A 26,340-nucleotide genomic window follows, 5' to 3' on the forward strand; every position below is an offset into this window, starting at 1 on the left:
CCCGACCACACCAGTCTGGGCATCATGGCCCCTGCCGCACCCCGGTCGTCACCAGCAGCTGCGCGGCCGCCTCCGTTCCCCTGCCCAGGTCTCACCCACGCGGCTCGCCCGCCACGTGCTTGTCCACGGGAACGTCCAGTCGGGCGGCGATGGTGGTGAGGGCCGCCCCCAAGGGCAGTGCTACCCGCGCGACCGCGTGTCGGTCGCCGCGGGTCGGGTCCTGGTTGACGATCAACACCGGCTTTCCCGCCTCGGCCGCCTGGCGAACGAACCGAAGCCCGCTCATCACGGTGAGGGAGGACCCCAGAACCAGCAGCGAGGCTGCTTGATCCACCAGCTCACGGCAGAGCTCGACACGCCGCGGTGGAACGGCTTCGCCGAAGAAGACCACATCAGGCTTGAGAGTGCCTCCGCAGACAGCGCATGGCACCACGCGGAAGTCCCCGACCTGTTCGTCACTGAGGTCGGCGTCACCGTCCGGGTTGATTCCGGCCGCCATCGGCTCGAAACCTGCGTTGACCTCCTCCAGCCGCCGTGCGAGATCGCCGCGCCGGCTGAAGGCGCCGCAGGAGAGACAGACCACCCGTTCCAGACTTCCGTGCAGTTCCACGACGTCATCGCTGCCGGCCGACTGGTGCAAGCCGTCGACGTTCTGGGTGATCACCCCCGAGAGCAGTCCGTGGCGTCCGAAGGCAGCCACCGTCAGGTGCCCGGTGTTGGGCCGGGCGCGGCCGAAGGTACGCCAGCCGAGGTGGCTGCGCGCCCAGTACCGGCGCTGTGCCTGACCGTCGGCGATGAATTCCTGGTAAGTCATCGGCGTGTGTCGGCTCAGGCTTCCGCCCGCACCCCGGTAGTCGGGGATGCCTGACTCCGTGGAGATGCCCGCTCCGCTGAGCACCAGGACACCGCCAGTGCGCAGTGCGGCGACGACCGGCTCCAGATCGGTCGTGCCCGGCAGCAGGTCCTCGGTCGGGGTCCAGCTCAAAGTAGGGCGCATACGCATGCCACCAGGGTACGGAGCCAGGTCGGTTCCTTCGGATCACATGCCGTCGATACCGGTCGCATCCACGTACACCGGACTACGGTCCGAGCTGCGCTCCGTCCTTGACCGTGAAGCCACGTCTGGGCGCTGTTCCTCACCAGAACCCCTGGCCAGGCGGCTCAAGTATGCCCAGTCGTCGATCCGGCACAGGCGAAATCATCTCCACGGCGTCGAGAGAATGCCTGGCATGGGTACAGACCTCCCAGCCCCTGCCCGATCGGCCCATGCCGGTCGACTTCAACCAGTGGCTGATCGACCTGAACAGCCAGGCCTCGACCACCGGGCGTGCGGACGACCAGCCCGGTCGACTCCGTCCTGCACATCAAGGAGCAGATCCTCATGCCCGCCCCGGTGGCCCCGAGGTCGCCGGCCCGCGGAGCGTCGGAACAGCGTTCGTCGGCGAGGTTCCGGCCTCCTGTCACGGGGCACGACAGGGGCGCCTGCCGGGCCCTGCCCGGCAGGCGCCTTCGGGCTGTTCCGGCCCGGCCCGCGCCCCTCCCCGGCGCAGGTCGGACCGGTTCAGGCCATCAGGACCGAGTCGTCCTCAGGGCGTGCTCCGGGCAGACGGTGGCGGGCGGCGATCAGCGCGGTGTCGACGTCACGGGTGCCGGTGGAGACACACAGCGTGTAGGCGAGGTCCTCCATGCGCCGACGCACCTCGCAGTTCCCGTCCTCCGCGTGCAGCACGCTCAGTGCCTCGTACTCCTCGACCAGCTTGCTCAGCACCACAGGATGGGCCATCAGCACAGTGGATCTCTCCTCACCGCCTGGGCGCCGACCGCCCGGCTCGGAGCCGCGTCTACCCCGGTTTCCCGCGCGCATACCAACACCCGGAGAGATGGCCCCACACGTCTCCGGCGGCCGGACCGGGGGACGGCGCGGCGGCGCGGCGGCGCGGTGAACTCCTCTTCGTCTCCGCAGCGCGCGCCGTTCCTGTCTGCTCTTCGCCTCGTTCTTCGCCCTGCACCACAACTGGGAGTTCAGCGCGTCGCAGGCATGCCGCGGACAGCCATGGGCACCTCCGCAACCATCCGCCACCGTCGCCCGACGTCCCCGCGGTGCGCGGCGACACCGAACAGCGGACCCCGTACCGCCGGGGCGCTGCGGCGTGCCGCGGCATCTGCGGTAGCAGCCCGCGGTGGACTATCGCGACTCATACCGGTTCCACTGGAACCCCACCAGCAGCGTCCACTCGCCTGGTCCCGCCTTCTCTTGCCTTGGCCCTTCTGTGCTTGTCGTACGTATCGAGCATGTCGTCAGCGTTCACGCGTGGGGAGACACGGGACGGCCGGTTCGGGGAACCGGGTCGGCGGGTGCTTGCTCATGCGCTCGACGCCATCGGGCTGCGCTCGGTCGACTGCGGCGGTCCCGTACGAACAGGTGGCGGCGAAGAGTGATTTGGGGCGGCTTCGAATCCTGTGCCCGCGTACGTTGAGGTCGACGGACGGTCGCCTGCGGCCGAACCCGAGTTCCGTGGGTCGCCAGTCCGCGTGACGCCCAGCAGAGAATTGGTACGCCTCCATGTATGCCCCCACGCCAGTGATCCCCGGTGTGGGGGGCGCGGTACGTTCCCCTTTGGGCTACGGGACGGGGTGTGGTGGACGGCGTTGGTCTCGCAGGTCTCGGTGAAGTCGGTCTGCGCGTCGGTTTCGCTCGGGTCGGCTGCCAGGCCTCAGGGGAGTTTGGTGCGCCCCACTCGCAGACGAAGCGGCAGTGTGCGTCGGGCAGTTCTGGCAGCCACCCGGCCGGGCCCTGGTCGGCCTTCGACCGGTTCGTGAGCGCGGTGACTACGAGGAGTGGGGTGGCGGAGTCCTGGTCGTTCAGGCCGCCTGGCGGAGTCACGTTGCGCGCTGTTGGGCCATCAGAAGCTGCTGGAAGCCGGCGAGATTCCGTACGGTCGTCATGCACACCCGGCCACGGGGCGGGTGCCGCCGGGGCTGCGGCCGGCCCGTCGCTTCCCCGGGCATGACGGAACCGGCCCCCCTCTGGGGCCTTGCGCGAGGGTACAGGACAGGGATTCGGCGGCACAGCTTCGATGCGCGGAAGTCGCAAGCGGTCTCGGGCGGTCAGGTGGGCGTGGGGTCGGAAGCGGCGGGGGCAGCCCCGACACCACTGGTTCGGAGGCAGCCGCGCATCTGGTCAGCCATCACCGCTGCCCCCATTGCCTCACCATCACCACAAGGCACACATAAGTCGCAGGGTGCCCCGGATCAGGAGCGGGACCAGGGCCGGCGTCCGCTGTGGCCGGTACGGCCGGCACCGATGCCCGCGACATGCAGGGCCAGGGCCGTGAGCCCGAGCAGCATCACGTTCGTCGAGGTGAACACATCATTGGTGCCGATGTCCGCGGCGTTGATCAGGAAAGCGATGAAGAACAGTACGGCGGCTGCTATGCCGAGCATCGTGGGGCTCCTTCCGAGAGGTGCTGTCCGTATGCCCGCGCGCTGCTGCTGCACACATGTGCGACCACGGCCGGGTCCTGGCCAGGATGCGAAGGAGGTGAGGAGAGAGCTCCGGGCGTGGTCGGCCGCCGGGCTTCCGGGGTGAGGGTGAAGGAGCCAAAGGAGCCCTTTGCCGCGAAGAACAGCCCGCCGTCGCCGGCCGCGGCCAGCGTGTCCAGGCGCCGCCCCGGCAGGGAACACCCATCCACGATCCGGCCGTCGGGCCCCAACCTCCGGATGCCGCCGTTGGCATCCCCCACCAGGAGACCGCCGGTGCACGGCAGCGGGTCGGCTACCATCCTCCGATCCGCCTCGACCGACCACGGCGAGGTCCCGTCGGCGGGATCCACCGTGAGGAACCCCCGGCCTGAACGCAGCATCCAGACCGCCCCGTGGACGTATCCGACCGCTCCGAACGCATCGTAGGATCCGAGCCGGGCGGGCTCGTCCTCGCCGAGCCCGAAGGTCACCAGCGACGAGGCGGCCATCGGAGAGTGGCTGCGACCAGCGCCCTCCCGCCTCTTGCCCGCACAGGCTCGCCGGCTCAGGCGAGGTGCTTGCTGAAGAACTCGACCAGCCTGGCGGCGGCAGGGGTCACGTACTCGTCGCGGTCGTACAGGTCGACGTGGGTGGCGCCGTCGACGAGGAACAGTTCGGCGTTGCCGGGGCTGTCGGCGACGGCCTTCTCGGAGAACCCGCGGGTCACCGCCTCGGTTCCGGCGATCATGAGCAGCGGGCGGGGCGCGATCTTGGCGACGTCGGCGAAGGAGTCGAACTGGTCGAGGAGGTCGGCGCTGCGCACGACCATGTCGCCCGTGGAGCGCGGGTGGTGGCCGCGGGGCGTCTTGTAGTAGTCGACGAACTCGGCCGTCGGGGCGGGGGTGTCGGTGTCGACCGTCTCCGGCAGCACGGCGAACGTCGCCGCGGGCTCGCCGGCGGCCTCGGCGCTGCGGAGGTTCCCGGAGTTCGCCACCATCTGCTGCCAGCCCTCGGGGTCGGCGCCGCGGAAAAAGCAGGGGACGTCGGTCCCGGACACGCCGGCCACGGCCTTCATCCGGTGGTCGGTCTGGGCGGCGTAGGGCACGTAGGCTCCGGAGCCGCACACACCCATCACACCCATGCGCTCGGGGTCGATCTCGGGGCGGGTGGTGAGGTAGGAGACCGCCGCGCGGAAGTCCTCGGCACGCTGGAAGGGGTCCTCCAGGCCCCGGGGCATGCCCTCGGATTCGCCCTGGAAGGCGGCGTCGAAGGTCAAAACGGCGAATCCCTCCTTGACCAGGCGCGTCGCGTACGCCGCCGGCGCCCGCTCCTTGACTCCGGTCGTGGGATGGCCGACGACGATGGCGGCGAGCGGACCGTCGACGCCGTCGGGGAGGTAGAGGTGGCCGGCGAGCTGCAGGCCGTTGGTCGGGAAGCGGACGTCAGTCCTCATGTGCTGCTCCTGCGGAATCGTGTGGCCGGCGATCTGCGGGCCCGTATCCACTCTCCGGCCGGCAGCCTGGCGCAGGAAGGTCGCGTTGCTTCCTAGGAAGGATCCTTCCCAGGCAGAGCCTTCTCCCCGGTGCCATGCTGAAGGAATGACTGGTTCCGCCCATCTTCGCGAGCTCGGCGAGTTCCTCAAGCACCGCCGTGGCGAACTCACACCCGCACAGGTGGGGCTCCCCGAGCGCGCGCACACCCAGCGCCGAGTGCAAGGACTGCGCCGCGAGGAGGTGGCCGAGCTCGCCGCGATCAGCACCGACTACTACGTACGCATCGAACAGGGCCGACTGGCACCGTCAGCGCCGGTACTCGACTCCCTCGCTCGGGAGCTGCGGCTGGACGGCGACGAGAGGACGTACGCGGAAGGACTGGTCGCCCAGGCCGCGCGGGCCGGACACCGCAAGACACCGCGCCGGTCCGCCCGCCCCAAAGCACACCCGCACCTGACCCGGCTGCTCGGTCAGCTCACCGGCACACCCGCCATTGTCTTCGGCCCGCGACTCGACATCCTCGCGTGGAACCCGCTGGCGGCGGAACTGCTGTGCGACTTCGCGGCCGTGTCCGAGCCTGAGCGCAATTACGTCCGCATGGTCTTCACCGACCCGGTGATGCGCGACATCTACCCGGATTGGGAGGACGTGGCCCGCACCTGTGTCGAGGTCCTGCGGATGGAGGCCGGAACGAACCCGACCGACCCGGCCCTCACCGCCCTCGTGGGCGAGCTGGCCGTGGCCGACCAGCACTTCCGGGCCTGGTGGGCCGAGCACCGCGTAGCCCACCAGGACTTCGGCAGCAAACGCATCGCGCACTCCACCGTCGGCGAACTCACCCTGGACTGGGACACCTTCCGCTACGCCGGTGCCCCAGAGCAGCAGCTCGTGCTCTGGTCGGCCGATCCCGGCACTCCAGACGCGGAACGACTGGCCGCTTTGGCTCGCGGCACGGCTCAGAGGCCGTGACCTTCCTGAGCATCGCCGCAACTGAAACGTCGAGCAGCAGTCGACCATCACCACTGACGAAACAGACCCTAGAACGTCTCTTCACGAACATCCCCACCGACGGACGCCCTCAGCTGGTGGGCCTTGGCATGCCCGTCTTCACCGTCTACGCATCGCCGCCTCGACCGAATGAAGGGGAATCCCTGGACCAAGGCTGGTCACTCTGCATCACCGGCCCCGCCTGAGGCGGGCCTTCACCGTAGGTGCTGCCCGCGGCGAGCCCCTCGACGAACGAGCGGAAGTCTCCAGCCAGGACGATCTCCGTGGCGAGGTCGGTCTCGAACCAAGTGACCGAAGGCTCGCCATCGCGCCCGCAGGTTCGGTAGTCGAGCCCGATCCAGCAGTGCCCGTCGCCGGAGAGCAGCACAAGGGGTGCCGGCATGCCCCACTCCTCGACCAAGTACGGGGTGTGGAGCAACGAAGTCATCCCGTCGCCTCGCCCGATGCCCATCAGGCTCTCGAAGGGGACGTGGTCTTCGCTCCACGAGGTCGGCCGACTGGTGGGGAACGCATCGTGCTCAGCGGCCACGATGCCGCCGTTCTGGATTCGCAGAAGGTCAAGCAAGGCCGAGGGCAGCGTCACCCGAGCGCACGCTCGGCTTCTCGCACCATCTCCTCCGTCAGTGGCTGCTGGACGCCGTGATCGCCCTCACCCCAGAACCTCGCCATGACCTCATCGAATCGCGCCATGGCAGGCAGCCTACGGATCGGCCGCACCGGCCTCTGCTGCAAGATCACTTCTTCGTCCGGCAAGCGGCCCCCGGGGACGGCCGCCGGAGCAGCCGACCGCAATGTGCAGCCGGCGCTGAGCCCGAGCGGAGAGGCCTGGGCCTGGGCGACCGTGGCGGCGACACGCAGGCGCATGCCGGGTTCGGCGCACGGCCCTGAGGGCGCGGCGGTCGCGGGCCGTGAGCTGCGCCCTGTGCAAACGCCGGCGGTGACAGCTGCCGCGGTACGGACGGGCAGACCGTGACACGCGGCCACGGCTTGCTCCGCGAAATGAGCGTTGCCGATTGCCGGTAGGGGGTCAGGGGGTGCGTCGGGCGCGGTGCCGGCACGCGGGGAAGGCGGCCGGCACCGCGACTGATCAGCCCGGCCAGGTTCCCGTCACACGCCGGATCGCCACGGCCCCCGACCGGTCGACCGAGGCCTTGACCACGGCGAAGATCGCACCCTGGATGGCTGCGGCAAGCAGGATCTCCCTCCACGTGCGGTCCTCATCGGTGGCGTCAGGAGCATCCCCCTCGCCCTCGATGCGCTTCCACGCCTGCTTGAACGCGGCGCCTGCGAGCACACCGCTGAGGGCGCCCAGGGCCAGCCCGACGGGCATGTAGGCAATCTTGGATGCCTTCATCGGCGACGTCCCCGGTTGCGGCGGACCAGGACGAAGATCACTACGGCGGCAACGGCCGCCAGGAGCGGGGTGCGGTTGGCGCGTGCGGCCGTCGCCGCGTGCCCCGCCTGTTCCAGAAGCGGGTCGGGCGTCTTGTCCGCCGCGTACTGGCCCGCCTTGGCCACACTCTCGCGTGCGTGTGCCGCTGCCTGCGCGGTCTTCTGCTGGAGCGAGTCGGGGGTCTTGTCCTTCACCGCCTGGGCGGCGTGCCCCGCCGTCTCGCGGATCTGTTCAGAGACCAGTGCCGCCTTCTCGGCGGCCTGGCCCTTGAAGGCGGCCGTCTTCTCCTTGGCCTGCGCCTTGACGTCGGCCTTCGCGGCGAGGGCCTCGACGGTCCGGCCGAGCTCGTCACGGGTGCGTTCGACCTGCTCGCGCAGTTCGGCAGAGCCGAGGTCGGCAGGGGTAGGGGCGGGGGTGCCGATGTTGGTTCGGGCGTCGTCGTTCATCGGTGTGCCTTCTCCTTGATCTCGGCCAGGTCGGCCTTCACGCTGTCGATGGTCTGCTCGGGAGCCGGGGTTCCGGCCCGCGCGATCTGCTTCCTTCCGGCCAGGCCGGTCACGGCCGCCACGATCCCCAGGGCCACGGTGATGATGAGGGCGGACGCCCACGCCGGCAGGACCAGCGCGAGAGCGGCGATGCAGGTTGCCGTCAGGGCCTGGAGGGCCAGAAAGCCGATGATTCCTGCGGCGCCGAAGAGGCCGCCGCCTTTCCCGTAGCGCTTGCCCTTCTGGGTCATCTCCGCCCGGGCCAGTTGCATCTCTTCGCGTACCAGCTCGGATATCTGCTGTGAGGCGCGCGAAACCAGGACGCCGACCGAGTCGTCCGCGGCGTGGGGCTGCCGCTCTGCCCTGCTCATGATGGGGACACCTTGCCTTTCGTCGATCTGCCGGAATGGGCGACACGTCGGTCAGGTGCCGCGGTCAGCGCTGGTGGTGTCCTGGCTGGTGGCATCGGCGCCGCGCTTGACCGAGACGATGCGGTTCCTGGTTCAAAGGGGTCATGTCGCTGTCACGGCACGCCTACCCCGCAACGGCGTCGGCACCCGGGCGACTACAGGGGCGTTGTGCGAAAGGTGACTCGACAGCAGCCCTGGGGTGATCTGCATGGCCTTGGGGTGCTGGGCCCTGCCCCTCGGGCGGCGGCCGCAGGCGACGCGGCGCCGGACCGTCCGCGCCGTGCCTGTCTCACCACACCGTCCCGGGCTGGCCCTCACGCAGGAGCTCACTCAGGAGCACCGAGATCTCGCGGGCGGCCGTGAGGGGAGCCTGTACACGGCGCACCCGCCGCGCGTTGGACCGGCCGCACCACCGGAGGGACACCTAGAGCGTGTCCCTTTGATGGGTTGATCAGTTGATCGGATATGCCTGTCCGGTTAGTGATCACTGATGCGATGTGGGACCGGATCGAGCCGCTCATGCCGGCCGATCCGGTCCGTGGACGACAGTCGGCCGACCACCGCCGGACCCTGGAAGCCATCGCGTGGAAGTACCGCACCTGCTCACCCTGGCGCGACCTGCCAGAAGAGCTCGGTCCCTTTCAGACCGCCCACAAACGCCTGATCAGGTGGGCCATGGACGGCACATGGGAACGCGTCCTCGCGGCGGTCCTCGCAGTGGCGGATGCCGGTGATGACGTGGGCTGGACAGTCTCGGTCGACTCCACCGTCTGCCGGGCTCACAAGCATTCGGCCGGAGCCAGGAAAAAGGGGCGTCCGGCCGGTCCGAACCCGAGGACCACGCGCTCGGACGCTCCCGCGGTGGCCTGAGTACGAAGGTCCACTTGGTCAGTGACAGCCGGGCACGACCTCTGTCCATCCACGTCACCGCAGGCCAGGCCGGTGACGCTCCGGCCTTCGAGGCGGTCATGGCCGGAATCCGGATCCCGCGCAGCGGACTCGCCAGGCCAAGACCCGCCCTGCGGTCGTCCTTGCGGATCGCGCCTACTCCTCCCGCGCGATCCGTGGGCACCTCCGTCGACGCGGCATCCGCGCGGTCATCCCACAGCCCGCCGACCAGATCTGCCACCGCTTGCGGCGAGGCCGCGCCGGAGGCCGGCCGCCCGGCTTCGACGTCGAGACATACAAGGAGCGCAACGCCGTTGAGCGGTGCATCGCCCGTCTCAAGCAGTGGCGCGGCCTCGCCATGCGGACGGAGAAGCTCGCCATCGCTTACCAGGCCGCACTCCACCTTGCGGCCATCCTCATCTGGACCCGGCGCTGAGCAAGGCGTCCCAAGGATTCGTCAGGCCGGCCCATGGACGACGAGCCGGTTCCGCTCTCCGTCAAAGATGCTGGCCAGGGCGTTGGCCTCCCGCCGGCCCCCATTGAAGAGACCCCGCTGGTCGACGTGCACGATCAGAACGGCGTGGCTGTCGATCACCTCAGAGATCCCCCGGGTCTCGATCGTGTCCGACCACGCGTCCAGGTTCCGGCCAAACCACTCCGGCAACCCGCAAGGCTCGGTCAACGCATCCCAGAAGTCGTTGAGTGTCTCGATCAGTCGACCGCGCAGGTCAACGACCAGCTCGCTGTCCGTCATCGCAGCAGACTAACCAGCCCCCACCCCGAGGCACTCACCGGTCAAAGAGACAGGCTCTAACGAGCTCGTGCACGGTTAGCGGTACGACGCTAGATCGTGATCGCTGATCATGTTCGTGTGGTGAGGAACGGGGCTCGTGCAGCGATCATCAGTGACCGGAGGATCACAGGGCTGTCGGCCGAGGTGATTGCCGAACTCGTCGCCGAGGTGGGTCCGTTATGGCACGAGCGACACCAGGCGAGACTGGAGTCCAGGCCGCGGAAGCGGGCCGTCGGCGCTGGCGCGAAGCACCAGTTGGTCTTCATCGACCGGCTCCTGGCCACCCTCGTCCACCTTCGCCACGGAGCTACTCACGACGTGCTGGCCTGCTGGTTCGGCGTCGACCGCTCCACCATCACCCGCGCCGTCGGCGAGGTGCGGCCGCTGCTCGCCGAGCGGGGCTGCACCATCGCGGCCGGTGTCCGGCTCCGCACCCTCGCCGAGGTCATCGAACACCTCGGGTCCAGCGGGCGGACCGGGATCGTCGACGGCACCGAGATCCGGGTCCGCAGGCCCGCCGCCGGCCGCAAGGATCGGGAGAAGTTCATCTCCGGCAAGAACAAGCAGAACGCCGTCAAGGCCATGATCCTCACCGACGCCAGCGGCAGGCTCCTGTTCTGCAGTCCAACCCAGCCGGCAAGCTGTGCCGACATCACACACGCCCGGCAGTTGGGTCTGGTCAAGCACCTGACTGACGGCCCGCCCGTGGAAATACTCGCCGATGCGGGCTATCAGGGCCTGGGCGCCCAGACCGGCGGCCGCGTGGTGACCCCACACCGCAAGTTCAAGAAGAACCCGCCAGAGTGGTACGAGGAGATCTACGAACGCCAGCGCAAGGCGCATTCCTCACGTCGTATCCGGGTCGAGCACGGCATCGCACACCTGAAGAACTGGCGAGCACTCGCCCGGCACCACGGCCGACGCGAGCACATGAGCGACACGATCCAAGCCGTCGCCGGCCTGCTCTCACACCAGCAGACCGCCACCCGCACGGACCGTCAGGCACAGTGATCACCCGACCGACCTGCACCTTTCGACGTCGTACCGCTAACCATGCACGAGCTCGTTAGGTCGGGGACGCGCCCCAGCGGGTAGAGCTCCGCGGTCGGAGAACACGCGCAGCCAGGCGGGGACAACATGTGCGGCCCAAGAGCAGTCCGTTCGGTTCGGCACCCGCGGCCCGGGCGTCACCCTCTGACCGAGCCGGCGCCGGACACTCGCGACGATGCCAGATCAACGGGATCTGCTGCGCCGCACGAGTGTTCCCGCGACCACCTCGGGCGCGGCCTCACCCTATGCGCCGACCACAGCCTGATCCGGTGCCGGGCCCTTCCTGACGAACGACCGGCCGCCCGTACGAGACTGCTGGACCGAATGGTCACCGCCTTCTCGTATGCCTGGTCTCCCAACCTCCCGCACCGCGGCATCACTCCGGGATGCTGGGCGCGGCCGCGCCGTGGCGATGGCCGCGTCCTTGCCCGGTGTCCGGCGGGAGTCGCCGGAACCAGGAGTCGGTCCGTGGGTGGTCCGGCTGCCCCCGACGGCGAGCTCGCTCGCCGGAACTGTCAGCCTCCCTCGGTCGCCACGCGGGCCCGTACCTCCTCCGGGGTGAGGTAGTCCTCCGTGTACTCGAAGTCCCGCAGCGTCCCTGGCTTGTACGTCTGGAATCCGGTCCGGACGAAGTCGTCGCCGGCCACCGCGTTCAGGAGCCAGTTCGTCATCACCCGGGTCTTGGCGGCGCCGGTGCGCAGTGCCGCCCAGTGGTAGCCGCGGGCCACGGCCTGGGCGGGCATCCCGCGCAGGTCGATGCCGAGCGGCCGGGAGACGCCGTCGCGGCCGCCGAGGTCCACGACGAGCCCGAGGTCCTTGTGGGTGTACGCGCGCAGCGGCGTGCCCCGGAGCGTGGCGACGAGGTTGTCCGCGGCGACCTTGCCCTGGCGCTGGGCGTGTTGCGCGGTGGGCGGGCACACCACGCCGTCCCCGCCGCCGACGAGGTCGGGCACGGCGGCGGCGTCGCCGAAGGCGAACGCGCCCTCCGCCCCCGGCACCCGCAGGTCCGGCGAGACGACCAGCCGGCCGCTCCTGGCGGTCTCGGCGCCCAGTGTGGCGACGAGCGGGCTCGCGGCGACGCCGGCGGTCCAGACGAGGGTGCGGCAGGGCAGCACGCGGCCGTCGGTGAGAGTGACGTCCTCGGGGCCCGCCTTGGCGACGGAGGTACCGAGCGAAACCTCGATGCCTCGGCGGCGCAGCACATCGAGGGCTGCCCGGCCCAGCCGGTCGCCGAGCTCGGGCATCAGCTTCGGGGCCACGTCCACGAGGTGCCAGCTGATTTCGCGCCGGTCCAGCCGAGGGTAACGGCCGACGGCGTTCGTGGTGAGCCGCTGCAGGGAGGCGGCCGTCTCGGTGCCCGCGTAGCCGCCGCCGACCACGACGAACCCGAGTCGTGAGGCCCGTTCCGCAGAGCCTGGTGCTGCGGCGTCCGCCAGGTCGAGCTGGGCGATCACGTGGTCGCGCAGGTGGGCCGCCTCGGCCAGCGTCTTCATGCCCCGACCGTGCTCCGCCAGGCCGGGGATGTCGAAGGTGCGGGTCACGCTCCCCGGCGCGAGCGCCAGGTAGTCGTACGGCTGGTCGACCAGCTCCCCGGTGATCCTCCGGATGACGCAGACCTTGGCCCGGGTGTCGATCCCCACGGCCCCACCGGGCACGATCCGGGTCCGGTGGCGGCGGCTGCGGCGCAGCGACACGGCCACGGACTGGGGGGTGAGCACCCCGGAGGCCACCTGCGGCAGCAGGGGCAGGTAGAGCTGGTAGGAGAACGGAGTGACCAGCAGGATCTCCGCCTCTCCCGGTGACAGCGTCCGCTCCAGGCGGCGTACGCAGGCGACGCCGGCGAAGCCCGCGCCGACGACCACGATCCTCGGTCGTGCCATGGTGTCCGTCCCTTCTCGGGTGTACGCGTCCCCTGCACGCCTTCCCCGGCAGGCCGTTCCATGCACGTTGCGGTGGAACTGCCTCGGCCTCCGCGCGGTGCGAGATGCACCGGCTACGGACCTTTCCGCAAGCGCTCGCGTACACGGTCCACGACAGTGGGGCGTACGTGGTCGGGGCCGCCGTGGACGGTGCCGTTTCCGCGTACGTCCGCCAGTGGAGCTCCGGCACGAAGTCATCGAGCAGGGAGCCGCTGCCGGGCCCGGGGGGGGCGCACTTTCGGACGGGGAGCACGTGGTCGTGGGCCTCGACGATGGCGAGGCAAGGCCGGAGGAGCCTGCGCCGACGGCCAGGATGTCGCCGATCACGCCGGCCATGTCCATGAGATGGTCTCGGCCGGATCGACACCGGTGCGGTGCAGTGATGGCCTGCCGACGGCGCGGGTTCTTCCAGTCGCGGCCTGGACAGACCAGTATCAACCCCCATGAAGACTGCTGAGCCGATGACCGGCAACCACACGGAAACCGAAGACCCCCGCCTGCCTCTGCTGACCACCTCGGAGGTACTGCAGACCATCGGCTACCTGCAGAGACTGGTGTCCCTCGACACCACGCATCACGGCTACGCGGCCAGCCGGCTTGCTGCAGACCTTGCCAAGCGAGTGGCCCAGCACGCCGGAGGTCGCTGAACGCCCCGGGGCGACCACGGCCACACCGGGTGCACGCGGTTCGTGATCCCGCTTCTCGTCGTCAGGACCGCATCCGTATGGAGCGTCCATGACGCAGTGGCCGTGGCCTGCCGCGGCAGGTCGAGTGCCGAAGAGGGGGGCGTGTCCCGGTGATGTCCAGGAGGCGTAGAGCCTGCCCCGTCACTCCGAACAACTCCCGGATCCCGTCGCCGTCGCCTATGTCGCTTCGCAGGTGGACATGGGTATTCCGGCCCTCTGTCGACCGCTTCTCCCTCGCCCAGCGGGCCCGCGGCTCCAGGCGCCCGGGGGAAGATCCGGGCGCCACTCCCCCGCCTTGACGCCGACTGCGACCCCGACCCCGACCCCGCGCCGCAGCACCGCAGCTCCCGGCTCCCGGCTCCCGGCTCCCGGCTCCCGGCTCCCGGCTCCCGGCTCCCGGCTCCCTCAGAGCGTCAGGAGAGGTAGTCCGCGCGCCCCCTCGTCATCGAGTTCGAACGGGCCCTCGGGGAGGATGCAGTATTCATTGCCCTCGGGGTCTGCCGTCACCAGGAACCCCACGGCGGCGTACTCCCCCAGCCGTCGGCCGCCGAGCGCTGCGACACGCTGCTACTGGGCGAGCGGGTCGGGGGAAGTGATGTCGAAGTGCATCCGGTTCTCGCCCGACTTGATTCGCTGGTCCGTTGGAAGCCCAGGCCGAGGCCTCGTTCGCGCTGCCATCGCGACGACCAGGTCGGCCCATGCAAGCGCCGGGCGTGGGATCGGAGCCGGGCCTCCTCGTCGTCAGGCCGGCCGATCCTTCCTCATCAGCGCTTCGCGGTGGATCCACCGGAGCACGGTGGGGTTCTCGACGGTGGTGACCACACTGATGGTGGAACGTACGTGGCGGTCGTCGTCGAGCAACCTCAAGAGGGCGGCGGCCAGGTCCACGCGAGCGGTGAACCTCCCATCGGCGTGGCCTTGGACGAGAGTGTGGTCGGTCACCGATGGCAGGTGGTAGAGCGCGCCGGGGCGCACGATAGTCCAGGCCAGGTCACTGGCCCGCACGACGGCTTCCATCCGCCGCATGTCGTCGTACAGCGTCCTGCCGAGCACCCGCGTCACGTAGGGCAGGAGGATTCGGTTGAACAGGAAGCCGCCTTCGGAGTAGGTGCGCGCCTCCACTCCGCTCGAACTGACCACCGCGAGTCGGCGGACCCCATGCCGGTTCATCGCCGTGACGATGCCAGAAGTGCCTCGGGAATAGGTGCTGATCGCTTCCTTCCCCGCGGGGACGCCCAGCGTCGACAGCACTGCGTCCGTCCCCGCCACGACGGCATCGACAGCAGCGGCATCGCGTACATCGGCACCGACCACCTCGAGCCGCTCATGGCGCAGCGGGAACGTGGCGGGCTGCCGGGTGACTGCGGAGACGCGATGCCCGGCGGAGAGCGCCTGGCCTGTGAGGAGGCGCCCGGTCTGGCCGTTCGCCCCGAAGATGGTGATGTGCACGATGATCGATTCCTCCTTGTTCTACGCCGTGGGGTGAAGGCTCAGGGGAGCCCCGCGGAGCGGGCGGAGCGCCTGTGCCCACGCGAGCAGTTCATCCACGAGAGCGTGCAACTGCACGGTGTGCAGGCCCCGCGGCTGGAAGTCGGTGAGACCGCTGAAGTCCTCGCGCAGTGTCAGCGCCACCTGCGGCCCGATGTCGGCCATGCGCAGCACGCCCGCCTGCGCACGCAGATGCTGCACCGCCGTCACGGCGCCGAAGATGCCGTAACCGACGTACGCCACAGGTTTGCCCGCCCACTCCTGGCAGAGGTAGTCGATGGCGTTGGTCAGGGCGGCCGGTGGGGCGGTGTTGTACTCAGGGGTGACCACGATGAACGCGTCGTACGAGGCGACGCGCTCGGCCCAACGCACGGTGTGCGGCTGCCGACCGGGGGCCTGGGCCGCCGGGACGGCTTCGTCGAGCAGAGGTAGCGCGTGTTCGGACAGGTCAACCAGGTCGAAGCGCGCGGTGGATCCGGCGTGTGCGGCAGCCAGATCCCTCACCCATGTGCCCACGTCGTGGCCGTTTCGGCCGGGACGGGTGCTACCGATGATGATGCCGATCTTGATCATGTGACCTCCTGGTCTCGTTGAAGGGATCCTCTGCGCCGGCGTGCCGAGCACCCCTGCGGGGCCTGCCTGGCCGCGCGTGATCCGGCCGCGCCGTGCCCGCCGAGGCGTGAGCGGTGATTCCGCTCAGGCTGCGCTCCTCATGGCCTCTTCCATCTCGCGCAAGACCGTCCAGGCATCCGCGACGGGGCCCATGTGCCCGAGCTTCTCGGGATTGCTCACTGTGTGGATCGCCTGGATCCGCCCGTCGAGGATGTCGATGGCCCAGGTGTTGACGATCTTCGCGTTCCGGTCGCGGAAGATCGCGCCGGGCTGGCCGTTCACCTGGCAGGGTTCCATCAGTCCGCCGATCCGTACGAACGGCGGAATGAAGGCGGCAAGCACCAGAATCACCTGGTCGGCGCCGAAGAACCCGGTCGCCCACTGCGGGGCCTTGCCACCGCTGTCCGCGACCAACTGCACGTCCGCGGCGAGCAGCTCTCGTAGCCCGTCGACGTCTCCTTCGGTGAAGGCGTCGAAGAACCGCGCTGCGAGCCTCGCGCACGCGCGGCTGTCGGCCTCGAACCGCGGTCGGCCCTCCGCCATGTGGCGACGCGCCCTGGCCGCCAGTTGACGGCACGCCGCCTCCGAGCGACCGACCGCGGTGGCGATCTCCTGGTAGCCGAAGTCGAACACCTCGCGCAGCACGAACACCGCGCGTTCGAGCGGAGTGAGCCGTTCCAGCAGCAGAAGCGCCGCCATCGACATCGAGTCGGTCAACTCCGCCGCACGCTCCGGATCCTGGTACGGATCGGTCAGCAGCGGCTCGGGAGACCACGGTCCGACGTATTCCTCGCGCCGGACGCGGGCGGAGTTGAGCACGTTGATCGCGATCCGAGTGACCACGGTCGCCAGGTAGGCCTTGACGGAGGCAGTGGGAGCCTGCGAGGTCTCGTAGCGAAGCCAGGTCTCCTGAACGGCGTCCTCGGCCTCGCTCACACTGCCCAGGATCCGGTAAGCGATCGAGAACAGCAGCGGCCGCAGATCCTGGAACTCCTCCGCCCGCGTCATGCCGGCTCCGACGCGGAACGCTGCTGCCGGTTCGTGCGCCGAGACGGCCGGCACGACTCTCGCCCTGCTGAGGCACCGCCGAAGCCGTGCCCCTCGTTCGCTGCCGCCCATGGCGCACCCTGCCGAGGCACCGACTGTTGCCTCAGAGCCGAACTCCCGCCCACTACCAACACCCGCATGCCCACCATCCGCCTGAGTCGGTGCCTGTCTTCATCACCCTCCAGACAAGACAGCGCGGCGTTCTGTGACACAGCCCCGAGGGAACTCGCCCGGCCCAGTTGGGCACACCGCCCAGCCCCGTGGCGATGGCCCACCTCTACACGTGCTTCCGTCCGCACCACGTGCGCCACCGCCCTCGGCGGGCCGAACCACCGGTGATGGGCGGCTGGCGGTCGACGAGGTCCTGTACGGCGGTGGTGAGGTGGTCGCCCAGGACCTGGGTACCGATGGCGTCGGTGAGGGACGCGGAGCCGCGCTGGGTGCTGCGGTGGGTGGCGGGCAGACCGCAGTTCCAGCAGTCGCTTTCTTCGCCCCCTGCGGTCTACGGCCCGAGGGTGGAAAGGGATACCAGCCATGTGCGGTGCCAGCCCTTTCGAAAGCCGATCCAGCGCGGCCTCGGCGTCCCGCCGGCGCGGGCACCGCCGTCGACAGCCTGTAGCTGCACGTGCGTGTCCGCCACCACGAAAGTTCCCACCGTGACCGTCACATGACGATCGTCCACCGTCAGCAGCAGGGGCCGCGGACAGTCCCACACCGACTCAGTTGGCCGCGCCCCGGACGATCCAAGATCCCGGGAGCAGTCAGGTGCGCCGTCCATGTCGCCTCATGGCATGCCCGCACCGTTCGCCTACTACCCGAGCACGTACTTCTCCCCCTGACCGATCCGCGGCTGCGATCCGGGTTCCCCCACTGCGGCAGACGTCTGCGGCTGCGCCGAGGTCGGGCCCCGCTCACACGGAGTTCGGCACCGAGTGGGGACGGACGGGGGTTCATGCGCGTGGCCGTCCTCAAGATCATGGCGGGGTTGTGCATGGGGGCGCAGCTTGGGGGCACAAGAGCCCCGGAGCGGATGTCACGGCCGCTTCTTCAGGGCCTGCGGTCTCCCCCGTCCGCACAGGCCCGGGCATGGTGGAGACCGGCCCGCACCCGCCGTGGTGCGGGCCGGTCACCGTGTCTCAATCACGGGCGGCCTCGCCCGGGGATGCCGTGGTCGCGGCTCCGGTGGCGGTGACCCGTGGTCGCAGCCGGGTATCGGCTCAGGTGGCGGTGAGGTCGAGCAGGCTGCGGGGCGGGGGGCCGCGAGCGCCTTGAAGTGGACGCCGGCCGGGCTGCGATGCAGGGGGCCGGGAGCGGGGGCAGTGTGGGACTGGGGTGGGCTGGGTGGATGCGGGTGAGTGAGCACTGGATGGTGTTGGCCTTGTGCCGGACGGCCCATGCGGACGATCTGTTCGTCGAAGGGGCGGCGCAGAACCGGGCGAAGGCCCTGTGTACCGGTTGCCCTGTCAGGGTCGAGTGTCTGGCTCATGCCTTGGACGAGCGGATCGAGCACGGTGTCTGGGGCGGGATGACGGAACGAGAGCGACGCGCCCTGCTGAAGCGTCGACCCCTCGTGCGCTCCTGGGGTCGGCTGCTGGATGCCGCCAGGCGTGAGCACGAGGTGGGAGCGTCACCGGTGAAGCGTGATACCGCCTGACCCACCCCTGGACCCTTCCCGTCCCGTAGTGGGCGAACATGGACGTATCGATCGCTTCGCGTGCGCTGACACCGGAGTGAAGCCGGTCACGGCGGCCTTCTCGTTGTTCCGGAGGCCAGGTCTGGCCATGGGGAAGTTCGGCAGTTCGCCTCGCCCGTGGCGGCGGGCAGGGCGTCCGGCGGTTCCGAGCCGGACGCCCCCCTGGCAGGACCGCTAGACCTGGTATCGCCCCGGGGCGAAGAGGTGCAGATGGTCCGCCACCCAGGCCGAGGTCCGCTCCAGGCCTTCCTCCAGGCCGACTTCCGGCTCCCACCCCGCCCAGGTGCGGGCCCGTGTGTTGTCCGAGAGCAGCCGGTGCACCTCGCTGCCGGAGGGCCGCAGCCGTGCCGGGTCCACGACGATCTCGGCGTCCCGGCCGGAGGCGGTGATGAGGGCCCTCGCGAGGTCCCCGACCGAGATCTCCCGGCCGGTACCGAGGTTGACGCTCTCCCCCAGTGCCCGGTCGCAGCCCGCCAGTGCCAGGAATCCGGCCGCGGTGTCGGTGACGTAGGTGAAGTCGCGGGTCGGGGTCAGCGAGCCGAGGCGGATCTCCCGTGCCCCGGAGTGCAGTTGGGCGAGGATCGTGGGGATCACGGCCCGGGCCGACTGGCGGGGCCCGTAGGTGTTGAACGGCCGTACGACCGTCACCGGCAGCTCGAAGGCGTGCCAGTGGGACAGGGCCATCATGTCCGCGCCGATCTTCGATGCGGAGTAGGGCGACTGCGGCTGGAGGGGATGGTCTTCGCTGATCGGGGCCGTGAGCGCGGTCCCGTACACCTCGCTGGTGGAAGTGTGCAGGAGTCGTCGGACGGAGTGACGGCGGCAGGCTTCGGCGATGTTCTCGGTGCCGACGATGTTCGTGCGGACGTAAGCGCCCGGGGAGTCGTAGCTGTAGGGAATGCCGATGAGCGCGCCGAGGTGGAAGACGGTGTCGCAGCCCTCGACCGCGTCCATGACCCTGCCCGCGTCACCGACATCACCGGCGATGAACTCGACCGGGCCGTGCGGGTCGTCGAGGTAGCGGGCGAGGTGGCCCTTGTCGGCATACGGCTTGTAGTGGACGAACGCCTTGACCCGCGCGCCGCGGTGGACGAGCAGGTCCACGAGCGTGGAGCCGATGAAGCCCTCGGCTCCGGTGACCAGGACGGTGCGGCCGTTCCAGTCGATGGTCGTGCTGTTCATGGGGTGAGCTCCCTTGTGGTGGTGGGTTTTCCGGCGAGTCGGATGACCGTCTCCGCGAGCAGGTCGGCGGCGCGGGCGTGGTTTCCGGGGTCTGCGGCGCGCTCCATCACGGCGAGCCGCGCGGGGTGGGCGAGCAGCGGGTCGATCAGTTGGGCGAGCCGGTCGGTGGTGGTCTCGGCGTCGGGTACGAGATGGGCGGCGCCCACGTCGGAGAGGACCCGGGCGTTGTGGGTCTGGTGGTCGCCGGGAGCATGGGGGTACGGCACGAGGACGGCGGGCACCCCGGTCGTGGCGAGTTCGGCGATCGTGGCCGAGCCCGCGCGGCAGACGACCAGGTCGGCGACCGCGTAGGCGAGGTCCATCCGGTCGAGGTAGGGCACCGCCTGGGCGACGGGCCCCACCCTCTCGTCGATGAGCTTGCGCCGGGTCTCCGCGAGCGCGGCCGGGCCTGTCTTGATCAGGAGGTGGACGTCCCCGCGGCCTCGCCAGCGGGCGGCGAGGCCCACGGCGGCAGCGGTGAGGCGGGCCGCGCCGAGGCTGCCGCCGTTGAAGAGGACGACCCGTGCTTCCTCGGGTATCCCGAAGGCGCGCCGGGCCTCCTCGCGCAGGGCCGGCCGGTCCAGGGCGGCCAGGGACGCGGCGATCGGCATGCCGACGGTCCGCGCCCGATCGCCGCCCGACAGGTGGGCGCGGCTGCCGTCGAAGGCGACGGTGATGTGCTCGGTGAGCCGGGCGGCGAACTGGTTGGCCCGGCCCGGGACCGCGTTGGACTCGTGGATGACGCTGGGCAGCCCGGCCATCTTCGCCCCGACGATCGCCGGGGCGCTCGGGTACCCGCCCATCCCCACGACGACCTGTGCCTTCTGGGCGCGCAGGACGGAGCGGGCCTGGGCACCGGAGCGCAGGAGCGCGGCCGGGAGGAGGAAGCGTTTCGCACCGAGCGCGGGGTCGAAGGGGATCATGTCGACGGTGTGCAGTCGGTATCCGGCCGCCGGGATCAGGGTCGTCTCCAGACCGCGTTCGGTGCCGATGAAGGAGATGACCGCGTCGGGGTCGGCGCGGCGCAGGGCCTCGGCCAGGGCGAGACCGGGATAGATGTGGCCGCCGGTGCCGCCCGCACCGATGACGACGGAGAGTGGTGTGCGCATGGCCGCCACTCTCGGGAAGCGGATTAAGAGGGTTCTAAGAGTCCGGTTTGGCAGGCTTCACGGTATGAGCGGCATGAGTGGCGCGAGCAGCGCGAGCGGTCTGCGGAGTACGAGCAGGATCCTGGTGGCCGAGGACGAGCCGGACGTACGGGCCGCCGTCGAGGACGGGCTGAGCGTCGAGGGGTACGAGGTCCGGGGTGTCGGCGACGGCTTGGCGGCGCTGTCGGCGGTGGCCGCCTGGCAGCCGGACGCGCTGGTCCTGGACGTGATGATGCCGGTGCTGGACGGGCTTGCGGTCTGCCGGAGGCTTCGGGCGGTGGAGGACCGGACGCCGGTGCTGGTGCTGACCGCGCTGTCGTCGGTGAGCGAGCGGGTGGACGGGCTGGAGGCGGGGGCCGACGACTATCTGGTGAAACCGTTCGCGCTGGACGAGCTGGTGGCGCGGGTAAGGGCGTTGTTGCGGCGGGCCGCGCCGCCCGCCCCGGGCGGGGACCTGGCCTTCGCGGATCTGACGCTGGATCCGGTGACGCGCACCGGGCGGCGGGGCAGCCGCCCGGTGGAGTTCTCCCGCACCGAGGCCGCCCTGCTGGAGCTCCTGCTGCGCCACCCGGGCCAGGTGCTGCCGCGCGAGGTGATCCTGGAGCGGGTCTGGGGCCAGGACTTCGGGCCCGACTCCAACTCGCTCGCGGTGTACGTGGGTTATCTGCGGCGGAAACTGGAGGCGGGCGGCGAGCCGCGCCTCGTCCACACCGTGCACGGGCTCGGCTATCGGCTGGACGTGGCGTGAGCGGGGTGCGGGGGCTGGGCGCCCGCTGGCGGCGCAGGCGGCCGCTCCGTACGCGCCTGGCGCTGGCTGCCTCGGCGGCGGTGGCGCTGGTCGCGGTCGGGGTGTGCGCGGCGGCGTTCTTCGTCATCCGCTACGAACTGCTGCACCAGCTCGACCTGTCCCTCACCCAGTCCGCAACCCGGGTGATCCAGGAGAACCGGGGCGAGGGCCCGCAGGTCGTGGCGGGCGAGTGCCGATACCTCTCCGCGCCCGCCTGCGCCCAGATCGTCCCGGCCGACCCGGCGGCGGACCCGGCCGACCCCTATCTGCTGCCCGTCTCCACCCCCGTACGGGAGGTCGCGGCGGGGAAGCGGCCCCCGTACTACAGCAACGTCAGCCGCTTCGGGCAGCCGCTGCGGATGCTGACCACCCCGTTCGGGGAAGGGCGGGCGCTCCAGGTGGCGCTGCGGGCGGACCCGGTGGAGAAGGGCGTGCGGCAGGCGGCCGCGCTGCTGGCGGCGGTCGGCGGGGTGGGGGTGCTGCTGGCCGGGCTGCTCGGGTACGCCGTGTCGCGCGCGGGCCTGGCCCCGGTGGCCCGGCTGACCTCGACCGCCGAGCGGATCGCGGCGACCCGGGACCCGCGCCACCGCATCGAGTTGCCGCCGGGACCGCCGGGCCGGCAGGACGAGGTGACCCGGCTGGCGGCCAGCTTCAACACGATGCTCGGGGAGCTGGAGCAGTCGGTGAGCTCCCAGCGCCGGCTGGTCGCGGACGCCTCGCACGAGCTACGGACCCCGCTGACCGCGCTGCGCACCAACGCGGAGCTCCTGGCCCGCGGCGACCGGCTGACGCCCGCACAGCGCGAACGGGCGGCGGAGGCGCTGGGGCGGGGCATCCGGGAGGTGACCGGGCTGGTCAACGACCTGATCGAGCTGGCCCGGGACGAGGAGCCGCTGCCGCTCCTGGAGAACGTGCGGATCGCCGAGGTGGCGGAGCACACGGTGGCCATGGCCCGGACGCACTGGCCGCAGACCCCTTTCCTGCTGGAGGTGGGGGCGGGTGCGGCGCGGGCGGTCCGGCCGGTTGTTCCGGCGCGGCTGGCCCGGCTGCTGACGAACCTGCTGGACAACGCGGCCAAGTTCAGCCCGCCGGGGACTCCGGTCGAGGTGGCACTGAGCGCGTACGGGAGCGAGGGCGGCGGTCCGGGCGGGCTGGAGCTGACGGTCCGGGACCACGGTCCGGGGATTCCGGCCGCGGACCTCCCGCATGTCTTCGACCGCTTCTACCGCGCCGAGGCGGCGCGCGCCCTGCCAGGCTCGGGCCTTGGCCTGGCGATGGCCCGGCAGATCGCCCGCGCGCACGGGGCGGAGCTGACTGCGGGGGCGGCGCCGGGCGGCGGGGCGCTGTTCACACTGACATTCGACCCGGAGGGCCCGCCCGGTAGCGGCCGACCGTAAGAGGCCATGGGGTTGATCTCGACCGTGGCCGTGGCGCAGGACGGCGGAGCGGAGTGGCTGATGCCGAACAGGGCAACGAGAGCACCTGAGGGGCAGACCCTCAGGGCCTCCGGTCACTGCGTTGGCCGCATCGGGTGCCTCACGAGAAGTAGCCGCACGAGTTCAGCCGATCTTGCCCAGCACCGCCTTCTCCTCAGCGGCGGCCGCAGCGAAGAACGGGCCCAGATCCTCCAGCCCACGGTCCTGACTGCTTGCGGCCCACACCGCTGCGCTTGTGGTGGCCCACCCCTCAGCTATGAGGCCCTCGGCAACCCGGCACACCTCATCGGGGGTGAGAACGAAACCTGACGCGTCACTCAGCCGATGCTCATCCACGGCAGCACAGCCGTGGCCAACCGATGCCGCAAGCCACGGGTAGACGCTCGTCCAGTCCGCCGCGCCCGTCTCGACCTCGGCACGCCCCTCGGCCACGGCATCAATGACGCGGTAGTCGCATGCGAAGGAGTCTCCCTTCGAGCCACGCACGAGGGGTCCGCGCCCCTCCAAAGCCTGCTCGATCAGCGCAGGTTCGATCTTGGTGAGCGTCAACCACATGGACATGGGCCGTTCTCCCCCTCCGCGTGCACACCCTTCACCCGCTGGCGCAGACCGCCACGCTGCCGTACAGGTGCGCGAGGACACGCACCGGCGTCGCCTCCGGGCGAGGTTACCGCCTCACCAAGCGCCCGGTTCCTGTCGCTCCTCCTGCGGGGCATGACGCTTTCAGAACTTCTGCAGGAAAGGGCGTTTGAGCAGAGGGAGTCGGGTCAGACGGTTGGTATCGGAAGCGCACACCTTGGGGGGTGGGCCTTCCGGAGCGGGCCCGCCCCGTGACGCCCCCTCCCCCTCGGCGTCATGGGGCACGCCCGCCCGCACGAGGGGCTGCCGCCCGGATCCGTACGGCACCCGGGCGCCCCGCGCCCGTCCTCCCCGGCAGGGGCACGCGAGGCTGTCCGGCGCACCCCCGGCCCCGGCGCTCAGACCGCCGGCCCCCGGGCAACGGATCCGACGGCAGCAGCCCGCCACGTGATGGACGAGGCAGGCTGGGAGAGTTCAGCGGGAGACGCGACGGACCCACGCGTCCATGCGGTCCGGTAGCGCCGCTGGAGTTCAGGACCACCATCCGGATGCTCGGCACCGTCTCCAGCCGATCCGGTTCGGAGTGCCGGTGCGGATCGGGCTGGAGCCCGTTATGGCCGGTCTCCGCCTTCGGTGGTCAAGCTGCCCACCTGCCTGGGCAGCGCCAGGCAACCGGTCAATGCCGAAAAGTATCTCCGTCGCCTCTGCACGCCGAGACGGGCGCGGCAGTTTCCAGGCGGTGGCGCACGCCCTTGAGTTCAGGCGGGACGGAATGTCAGAGGTAGTCGGCGCGACCCTCGTCATCGAGTTCGAACGGGCCCTCGGGGATGATGCAGAACTCATTGCCCTCGGGGTCGGCCATCACGAGAAACCCGCCGACGGCGTACTCCTCCAGCCGGCGCCCACCGAGCTCCTCGACACGCTGCTGCTCGGCGGTGGGGTTGGGCGAGGTGATGTCGAAGTGCATCCGGTTCTTGCCTGACTTGGGCTCGCCGGTTCGCTGGAAGCCGAAGCCGAGACCCTTGTCGCGCTGCAGCCATACGTACGGTCCCATGCGGCCCACGACTGGCCTGCCGAGCAACTCGGACCAGAACGCGGCAAGCCGCTCAGGATCAGTGGCATCGACGATGAGGGCATTGATCTGCATGGGTGAGTCCGCCATGCCTCGATCCTCTCAGAGCACGCTGCACCACCGAGCGCATCGTTCGTCTCGCGCACCTGATGCAGGGGAGCGTCGTCACCTGCTGTGTTCTCTTCCGCCAGACCGTTCGCCCCTCCCCCGCTGCGAAGTGCTCAGGGCAGCGGGAGCCTCCGGCATCCCGAGCAGCGCCAGAATTGCCCGGCCCCGGGCGGAAGGGCGAATCAGCAGGAGCGGCTGGTTCGTGGGCGTCATGCCTGCCGGCGTACTCCATGCCCTCGGAGCGCCGTCCCGCGCGGCGCCATTGGTCAGGCACCGGATCAGCCCGGATCGCGTGGTGGAGGCAGAGTGAGTGCCCGCCTCTCGGGGGATGTAAGGCGGGCACTCACCGGCACTTCCGCTGGAGGTCCGGATCCGGATGCGGTACGTCTGGCTCCGATTCCGTCTGGACGGCGTAGGCAACAAGCAAGCCGTCGTCGTGGACCCGCCCGACGAGCAGGGCCGGCAGCTCCGTCCGCATCGGGACATCCTCCGCCGTCCACAGCACCAGCCCACATCTCAGTCTCTGGCTCGGGCAGGTCGCTGCCGCGGAAGCCGGCACGCGGCTGAAATTCGGTCGTCCCGTTCGCCGGTCCCCGGCACCCACCGGGCCGGGGACCGCCACCGAGGCGTACCAGCCCGCCGCTGCTGATGGGCCCGGCTTCACGGCGTGCGGTGCCGCGTTCCTTCGCGGTCCTGATCAGACCGCGGTGGTGAGGAGGTCGCTCAAGGGCTGGGCGGAGTCCGTTCCGGAGTGGCCGAGGGGCGCGTCGAAGCTCCAGACGAGGAAGAGCAGGAAGACCACCAGGGCACTGAAGGTGGTGGCCAGCAGCAGTTCGCGCGCGGAGCGACGGATCTGCAGGGTGTAGAGCAGGCCGAGGGTGACCAGGGCACCGGCCACGAGGCCGAACCAGAGGGCTGCGGGCAGGGTGGTGCCGGAGGTGTCCAGGCGCTGGTGACGGGCGTCGTCCGCCGCCGCCACCTGGTCCAGGAGCGGCTGGTAGGCCTGGGCCTGGAGCTCGTCCGCCGGGGTGCGATGAGCGATGTCGCTCCGGATGCGGCCCAGCAGTTCGGCGCCGGTGTCGTCCACGGGCAGGTCGTCCTTCAGAGCGGGCCATTCGGCGGTGACCGCGTGCCGGGCGTAGGCGTCGATGTGCTCCTTGATCTGTGTCCGGAATGCGGCGGGGTAGACGTCCAGGCGTTGATCGATCTCGTACAGGGCCTGGGCCTCGCGCTGGACGGTGTCCTCCGCCGCGGTACGGGCCTCCCACACGCCGGCGATCGCCAGTCCGAGCACGATGGCGTAGACGACGCCGACCATCATGACCATGTACTCCAGCACGTCCGGTGTCTCGGACGTGTCTTCGTCGACGGCCACGCGGCGGTGCCGCAGGACGGTCGCCGTGACGACGAGAACGCAGACCAGGACCGAGGCCAGGGTGTAGACGAGCCATTCCGGCATTGCACAACTCCATGACGAGCGAGGCGATGTGTACGAGATACGAGGGGGCGGACGCGGTGGGCCGGTCACGGCCCGGCGGCCGGACGAGAGGCAGCTGGTCAGC

24 protein-coding genes and 1 pseudogene are annotated in these 26,340 nt (G+C 70.4%); 7 read left to right on the forward strand and 18 right to left on the reverse strand.

The features are described 5' to 3' along the window. Nucleotides 1–91: 91 nt before the first annotated feature. The 4 genes from ACIP8Z_RS33770 to ACIP8Z_RS33785 form a co-directional block, all read right to left on the reverse strand. Nucleotides 92–1,003 (reverse strand): NAD-dependent protein deacetylase, encoded by a 912-nt coding sequence (locus ACIP8Z_RS33770; protein ID WP_402090211.1) that lies wholly within the window; start codon nucleotides 1,001–1,003, stop codon nucleotides 92–94. A gap of 558 nt (nucleotides 1,004–1,561) precedes the next feature. Continuing rightward, a complete protein-coding gene (locus ACIP8Z_RS33775) occupies nucleotides 1,562–1,789 on the reverse strand; it encodes a DUF5133 domain-containing protein (protein WP_402090213.1) in 228 nt (75 codons plus the stop codon). 1,463 nt (nucleotides 1,790–3,252) lie between these two features. After that, nucleotides 3,253–3,444, reverse strand: a complete 192-nt coding sequence (locus ACIP8Z_RS33780) for a hypothetical protein (protein ID WP_402090215.1) — start codon at nucleotides 3,442–3,444, stop codon at nucleotides 3,253–3,255. 583 nt (nucleotides 3,445–4,027) lie between these two features. Next, nucleotides 4,028–4,915 (reverse strand): alpha/beta hydrolase, encoded by an 888-nt coding sequence (locus ACIP8Z_RS33785; RefSeq protein WP_402090217.1) that lies wholly within the window; start codon nucleotides 4,913–4,915, stop codon nucleotides 4,028–4,030. 145 nt (nucleotides 4,916–5,060) lie between these two features. Between ACIP8Z_RS33785 and ACIP8Z_RS33790 the strand changes: the two genes are divergently transcribed. Next, nucleotides 5,061–5,924 carry a helix-turn-helix domain-containing protein gene (locus ACIP8Z_RS33790; RefSeq protein WP_402090219.1) on the forward strand — a complete coding sequence of 288 codons (864 nt, stop codon included), beginning with the start codon at nucleotides 5,061–5,063 and terminating at the stop codon, nucleotides 5,922–5,924. Nucleotides 5,925–6,069: 145 nt separating this feature from the next. Here the strand turns inward: ACIP8Z_RS33790 and ACIP8Z_RS33795 are convergent, their stop codons facing one another. From ACIP8Z_RS33795 to ACIP8Z_RS33810, 4 genes are all read right to left on the reverse strand, one after another. Beyond that, nucleotides 6,070–6,546 carry an SMI1/KNR4 family protein gene (locus ACIP8Z_RS33795; protein ID WP_402090221.1) on the reverse strand — a complete coding sequence of 159 codons (477 nt, stop codon included), beginning with the start codon at nucleotides 6,544–6,546 and terminating at the stop codon, nucleotides 6,070–6,072. A gap of 504 nt (nucleotides 6,547–7,050) precedes the next feature. Beyond that, nucleotides 7,051–7,317, reverse strand: coding sequence for a DUF4235 domain-containing protein (locus tag ACIP8Z_RS33800; protein WP_402090223.1), 267 nt, complete (start codon nucleotides 7,315–7,317; stop codon nucleotides 7,051–7,053). Continuing rightward, nucleotides 7,314–7,802 carry a DUF3618 domain-containing protein gene (locus ACIP8Z_RS33805; RefSeq protein ID WP_402090225.1) on the reverse strand — a complete coding sequence of 163 codons (489 nt, stop codon included), beginning with the start codon at nucleotides 7,800–7,802 and terminating at the stop codon, nucleotides 7,314–7,316. The genes ACIP8Z_RS33800 and ACIP8Z_RS33805 overlap by 4 nt, the downstream gene beginning before the upstream one ends. Then, nucleotides 7,799–8,212, reverse strand: coding sequence for a phage holin family protein (locus tag ACIP8Z_RS33810; protein WP_402090227.1), 414 nt, complete (start codon nucleotides 8,210–8,212; stop codon nucleotides 7,799–7,801). The genes ACIP8Z_RS33805 and ACIP8Z_RS33810 overlap by 4 nt, the downstream gene beginning before the upstream one ends. Nucleotides 8,213–8,716: 504 nt before the next feature. Between ACIP8Z_RS33810 and ACIP8Z_RS33815 the strand changes: the two are divergent. Continuing rightward, nucleotides 8,717–9,575, forward strand: a pseudogene (locus ACIP8Z_RS33815) (IS5 family transposase). A gap of 21 nt (nucleotides 9,576–9,596) precedes the next feature. On the opposite strand, the gene ACIP8Z_RS33820 reads toward ACIP8Z_RS33815, so the two are convergent. Beyond that, the gene (locus ACIP8Z_RS33820; protein ID WP_402090229.1) at nucleotides 9,597–9,893 is read right to left on the reverse strand and encodes a barstar family protein; all 297 of its coding nucleotides are present in this window, start codon (nucleotides 9,891–9,893) and stop codon (nucleotides 9,597–9,599) included. Between the two features lie 96 nt (nucleotides 9,894–9,989). Between ACIP8Z_RS33820 and ACIP8Z_RS33825 the strand changes: the two genes are divergently transcribed. Continuing rightward, on the forward strand, nucleotides 9,990–10,943 hold the full coding sequence (locus tag ACIP8Z_RS33825) for a transposase family protein (RefSeq protein ID WP_402090231.1): 954 nt from the start codon (nucleotides 9,990–9,992) through the stop codon (nucleotides 10,941–10,943). A 554-nt stretch (nucleotides 10,944–11,497) separates the two neighbouring features. Here ACIP8Z_RS33825 and ACIP8Z_RS33830 read toward each other — a convergent pair. Beyond that, nucleotides 11,498–12,862, reverse strand: a complete 1,365-nt coding sequence (locus ACIP8Z_RS33830; RefSeq protein WP_402090233.1) for an NAD(P)/FAD-dependent oxidoreductase — start codon at nucleotides 12,860–12,862, stop codon at nucleotides 11,498–11,500. A 482-nt stretch (nucleotides 12,863–13,344) separates the two neighbouring features. Here ACIP8Z_RS33830 and ACIP8Z_RS33835 point away from each other — a divergent pair, with 482 nt between their 5' ends. Beyond that, nucleotides 13,345–13,548 carry a hypothetical protein gene (locus tag ACIP8Z_RS33835; protein ID WP_402090235.1) on the forward strand — a complete coding sequence of 68 codons (204 nt, stop codon included), beginning with the start codon at nucleotides 13,345–13,347 and terminating at the stop codon, nucleotides 13,546–13,548. A 780-nt stretch (nucleotides 13,549–14,328) separates the two neighbouring features. On the opposite strand, the gene ACIP8Z_RS33840 is transcribed toward ACIP8Z_RS33835, so the two are convergent. The 3 genes from ACIP8Z_RS33840 to ACIP8Z_RS33850 form a co-directional block, all read right to left on the reverse strand. Further along, the gene (locus tag ACIP8Z_RS33840; protein ID WP_402090236.1) at nucleotides 14,329–15,036 is read right to left on the reverse strand and encodes an NAD(P)-dependent oxidoreductase; all 708 of its coding nucleotides are present in this window, start codon (nucleotides 15,034–15,036) and stop codon (nucleotides 14,329–14,331) included. 21 nt (nucleotides 15,037–15,057) lie between these two features. Continuing rightward, the gene (locus tag ACIP8Z_RS33845; RefSeq protein ID WP_402090238.1) at nucleotides 15,058–15,648 is read right to left on the reverse strand and encodes an NADPH-dependent FMN reductase; all 591 of its coding nucleotides are present in this window, start codon (nucleotides 15,646–15,648) and stop codon (nucleotides 15,058–15,060) included. Between the two features lie 123 nt (nucleotides 15,649–15,771). After that, a complete protein-coding gene (locus ACIP8Z_RS33850; RefSeq protein WP_402090383.1) occupies nucleotides 15,772–16,695 on the reverse strand; it encodes an RNA polymerase sigma-70 factor in 924 nt (307 codons plus the stop codon). Nucleotides 16,696–18,079: 1,384 nt separating this feature from the next. Here ACIP8Z_RS33850 and ACIP8Z_RS33855 point away from each other — a divergent pair. Next, nucleotides 18,080–18,388 (forward strand): WhiB family transcriptional regulator, encoded by a 309-nt coding sequence (locus tag ACIP8Z_RS33855; protein WP_402090240.1) that lies wholly within the window; start codon nucleotides 18,080–18,082, stop codon nucleotides 18,386–18,388. 213 nt (nucleotides 18,389–18,601) lie between these two features. On the opposite strand, the gene ACIP8Z_RS33860 is transcribed toward ACIP8Z_RS33855, so the two are convergent. Both ACIP8Z_RS33860 and murG read right to left on the reverse strand, forming a co-directional pair. Next, nucleotides 18,602–19,609, reverse strand: a complete 1,008-nt coding sequence (locus tag ACIP8Z_RS33860) for a GDP-mannose 4,6-dehydratase (RefSeq protein WP_402090242.1) — start codon at nucleotides 19,607–19,609, stop codon at nucleotides 18,602–18,604. Beyond that, nucleotides 19,606–20,757, reverse strand: coding sequence for an undecaprenyldiphospho-muramoylpentapeptide beta-N-acetylglucosaminyltransferase (gene murG, locus ACIP8Z_RS33865; RefSeq protein WP_402090244.1), 1,152 nt, complete (start codon nucleotides 20,755–20,757; stop codon nucleotides 19,606–19,608). The genes ACIP8Z_RS33860 and murG overlap by 4 nt, the downstream gene beginning before the upstream one ends. A gap of 64 nt (nucleotides 20,758–20,821) precedes the next feature. Here murG and ACIP8Z_RS33870 point away from each other — a divergent pair, with 64 nt between their 5' ends. Together ACIP8Z_RS33870 and ACIP8Z_RS33875 are read left to right on the forward strand one after the other, a co-directional pair. Beyond that, the gene (locus ACIP8Z_RS33870; RefSeq protein WP_402090246.1) at nucleotides 20,822–21,544 is read left to right on the forward strand and encodes a response regulator transcription factor; all 723 of its coding nucleotides are present in this window, start codon (nucleotides 20,822–20,824) and stop codon (nucleotides 21,542–21,544) included. Beyond that, complete coding sequence (locus ACIP8Z_RS33875; protein ID WP_402090248.1) at nucleotides 21,541–22,980, forward strand: sensor histidine kinase; 1,440 nt, start codon at nucleotides 21,541–21,543, stop codon at nucleotides 22,978–22,980. Before ACIP8Z_RS33870 ends, ACIP8Z_RS33875 begins: the two co-directional genes overlap by 4 nt. A 162-nt stretch (nucleotides 22,981–23,142) precedes the next feature. Here ACIP8Z_RS33875 and ACIP8Z_RS33880 read toward each other — a convergent pair whose 3' ends face one another. From ACIP8Z_RS33880 to ACIP8Z_RS33890, 3 genes are all read right to left on the reverse strand, one after another. Further along, on the reverse strand, nucleotides 23,143–23,580 hold the full coding sequence (locus ACIP8Z_RS33880; protein WP_402090250.1) for a hypothetical protein: 438 nt from the start codon (nucleotides 23,578–23,580) through the stop codon (nucleotides 23,143–23,145). A 793-nt stretch (nucleotides 23,581–24,373) separates the two neighbouring features. After that, nucleotides 24,374–24,760, reverse strand: a complete 387-nt coding sequence (locus ACIP8Z_RS33885) for a VOC family protein (RefSeq protein WP_402090252.1) — start codon at nucleotides 24,758–24,760, stop codon at nucleotides 24,374–24,376. 715 nt (nucleotides 24,761–25,475) lie between these two features. Beyond that, entirely contained in the window at nucleotides 25,476–26,237 is a 762-nt protein-coding gene (locus ACIP8Z_RS33890; protein WP_355962281.1) for a hypothetical protein, read from the reverse strand. Nucleotides 26,238–26,340 lie beyond the last annotated feature (103 nt).

The organism is Streptomyces sp. NPDC088553 (assembly GCF_044752965.1).
GTDB lineage: Bacteria > Actinomycetota > Actinomycetes > Streptomycetales > Streptomycetaceae > Streptomyces.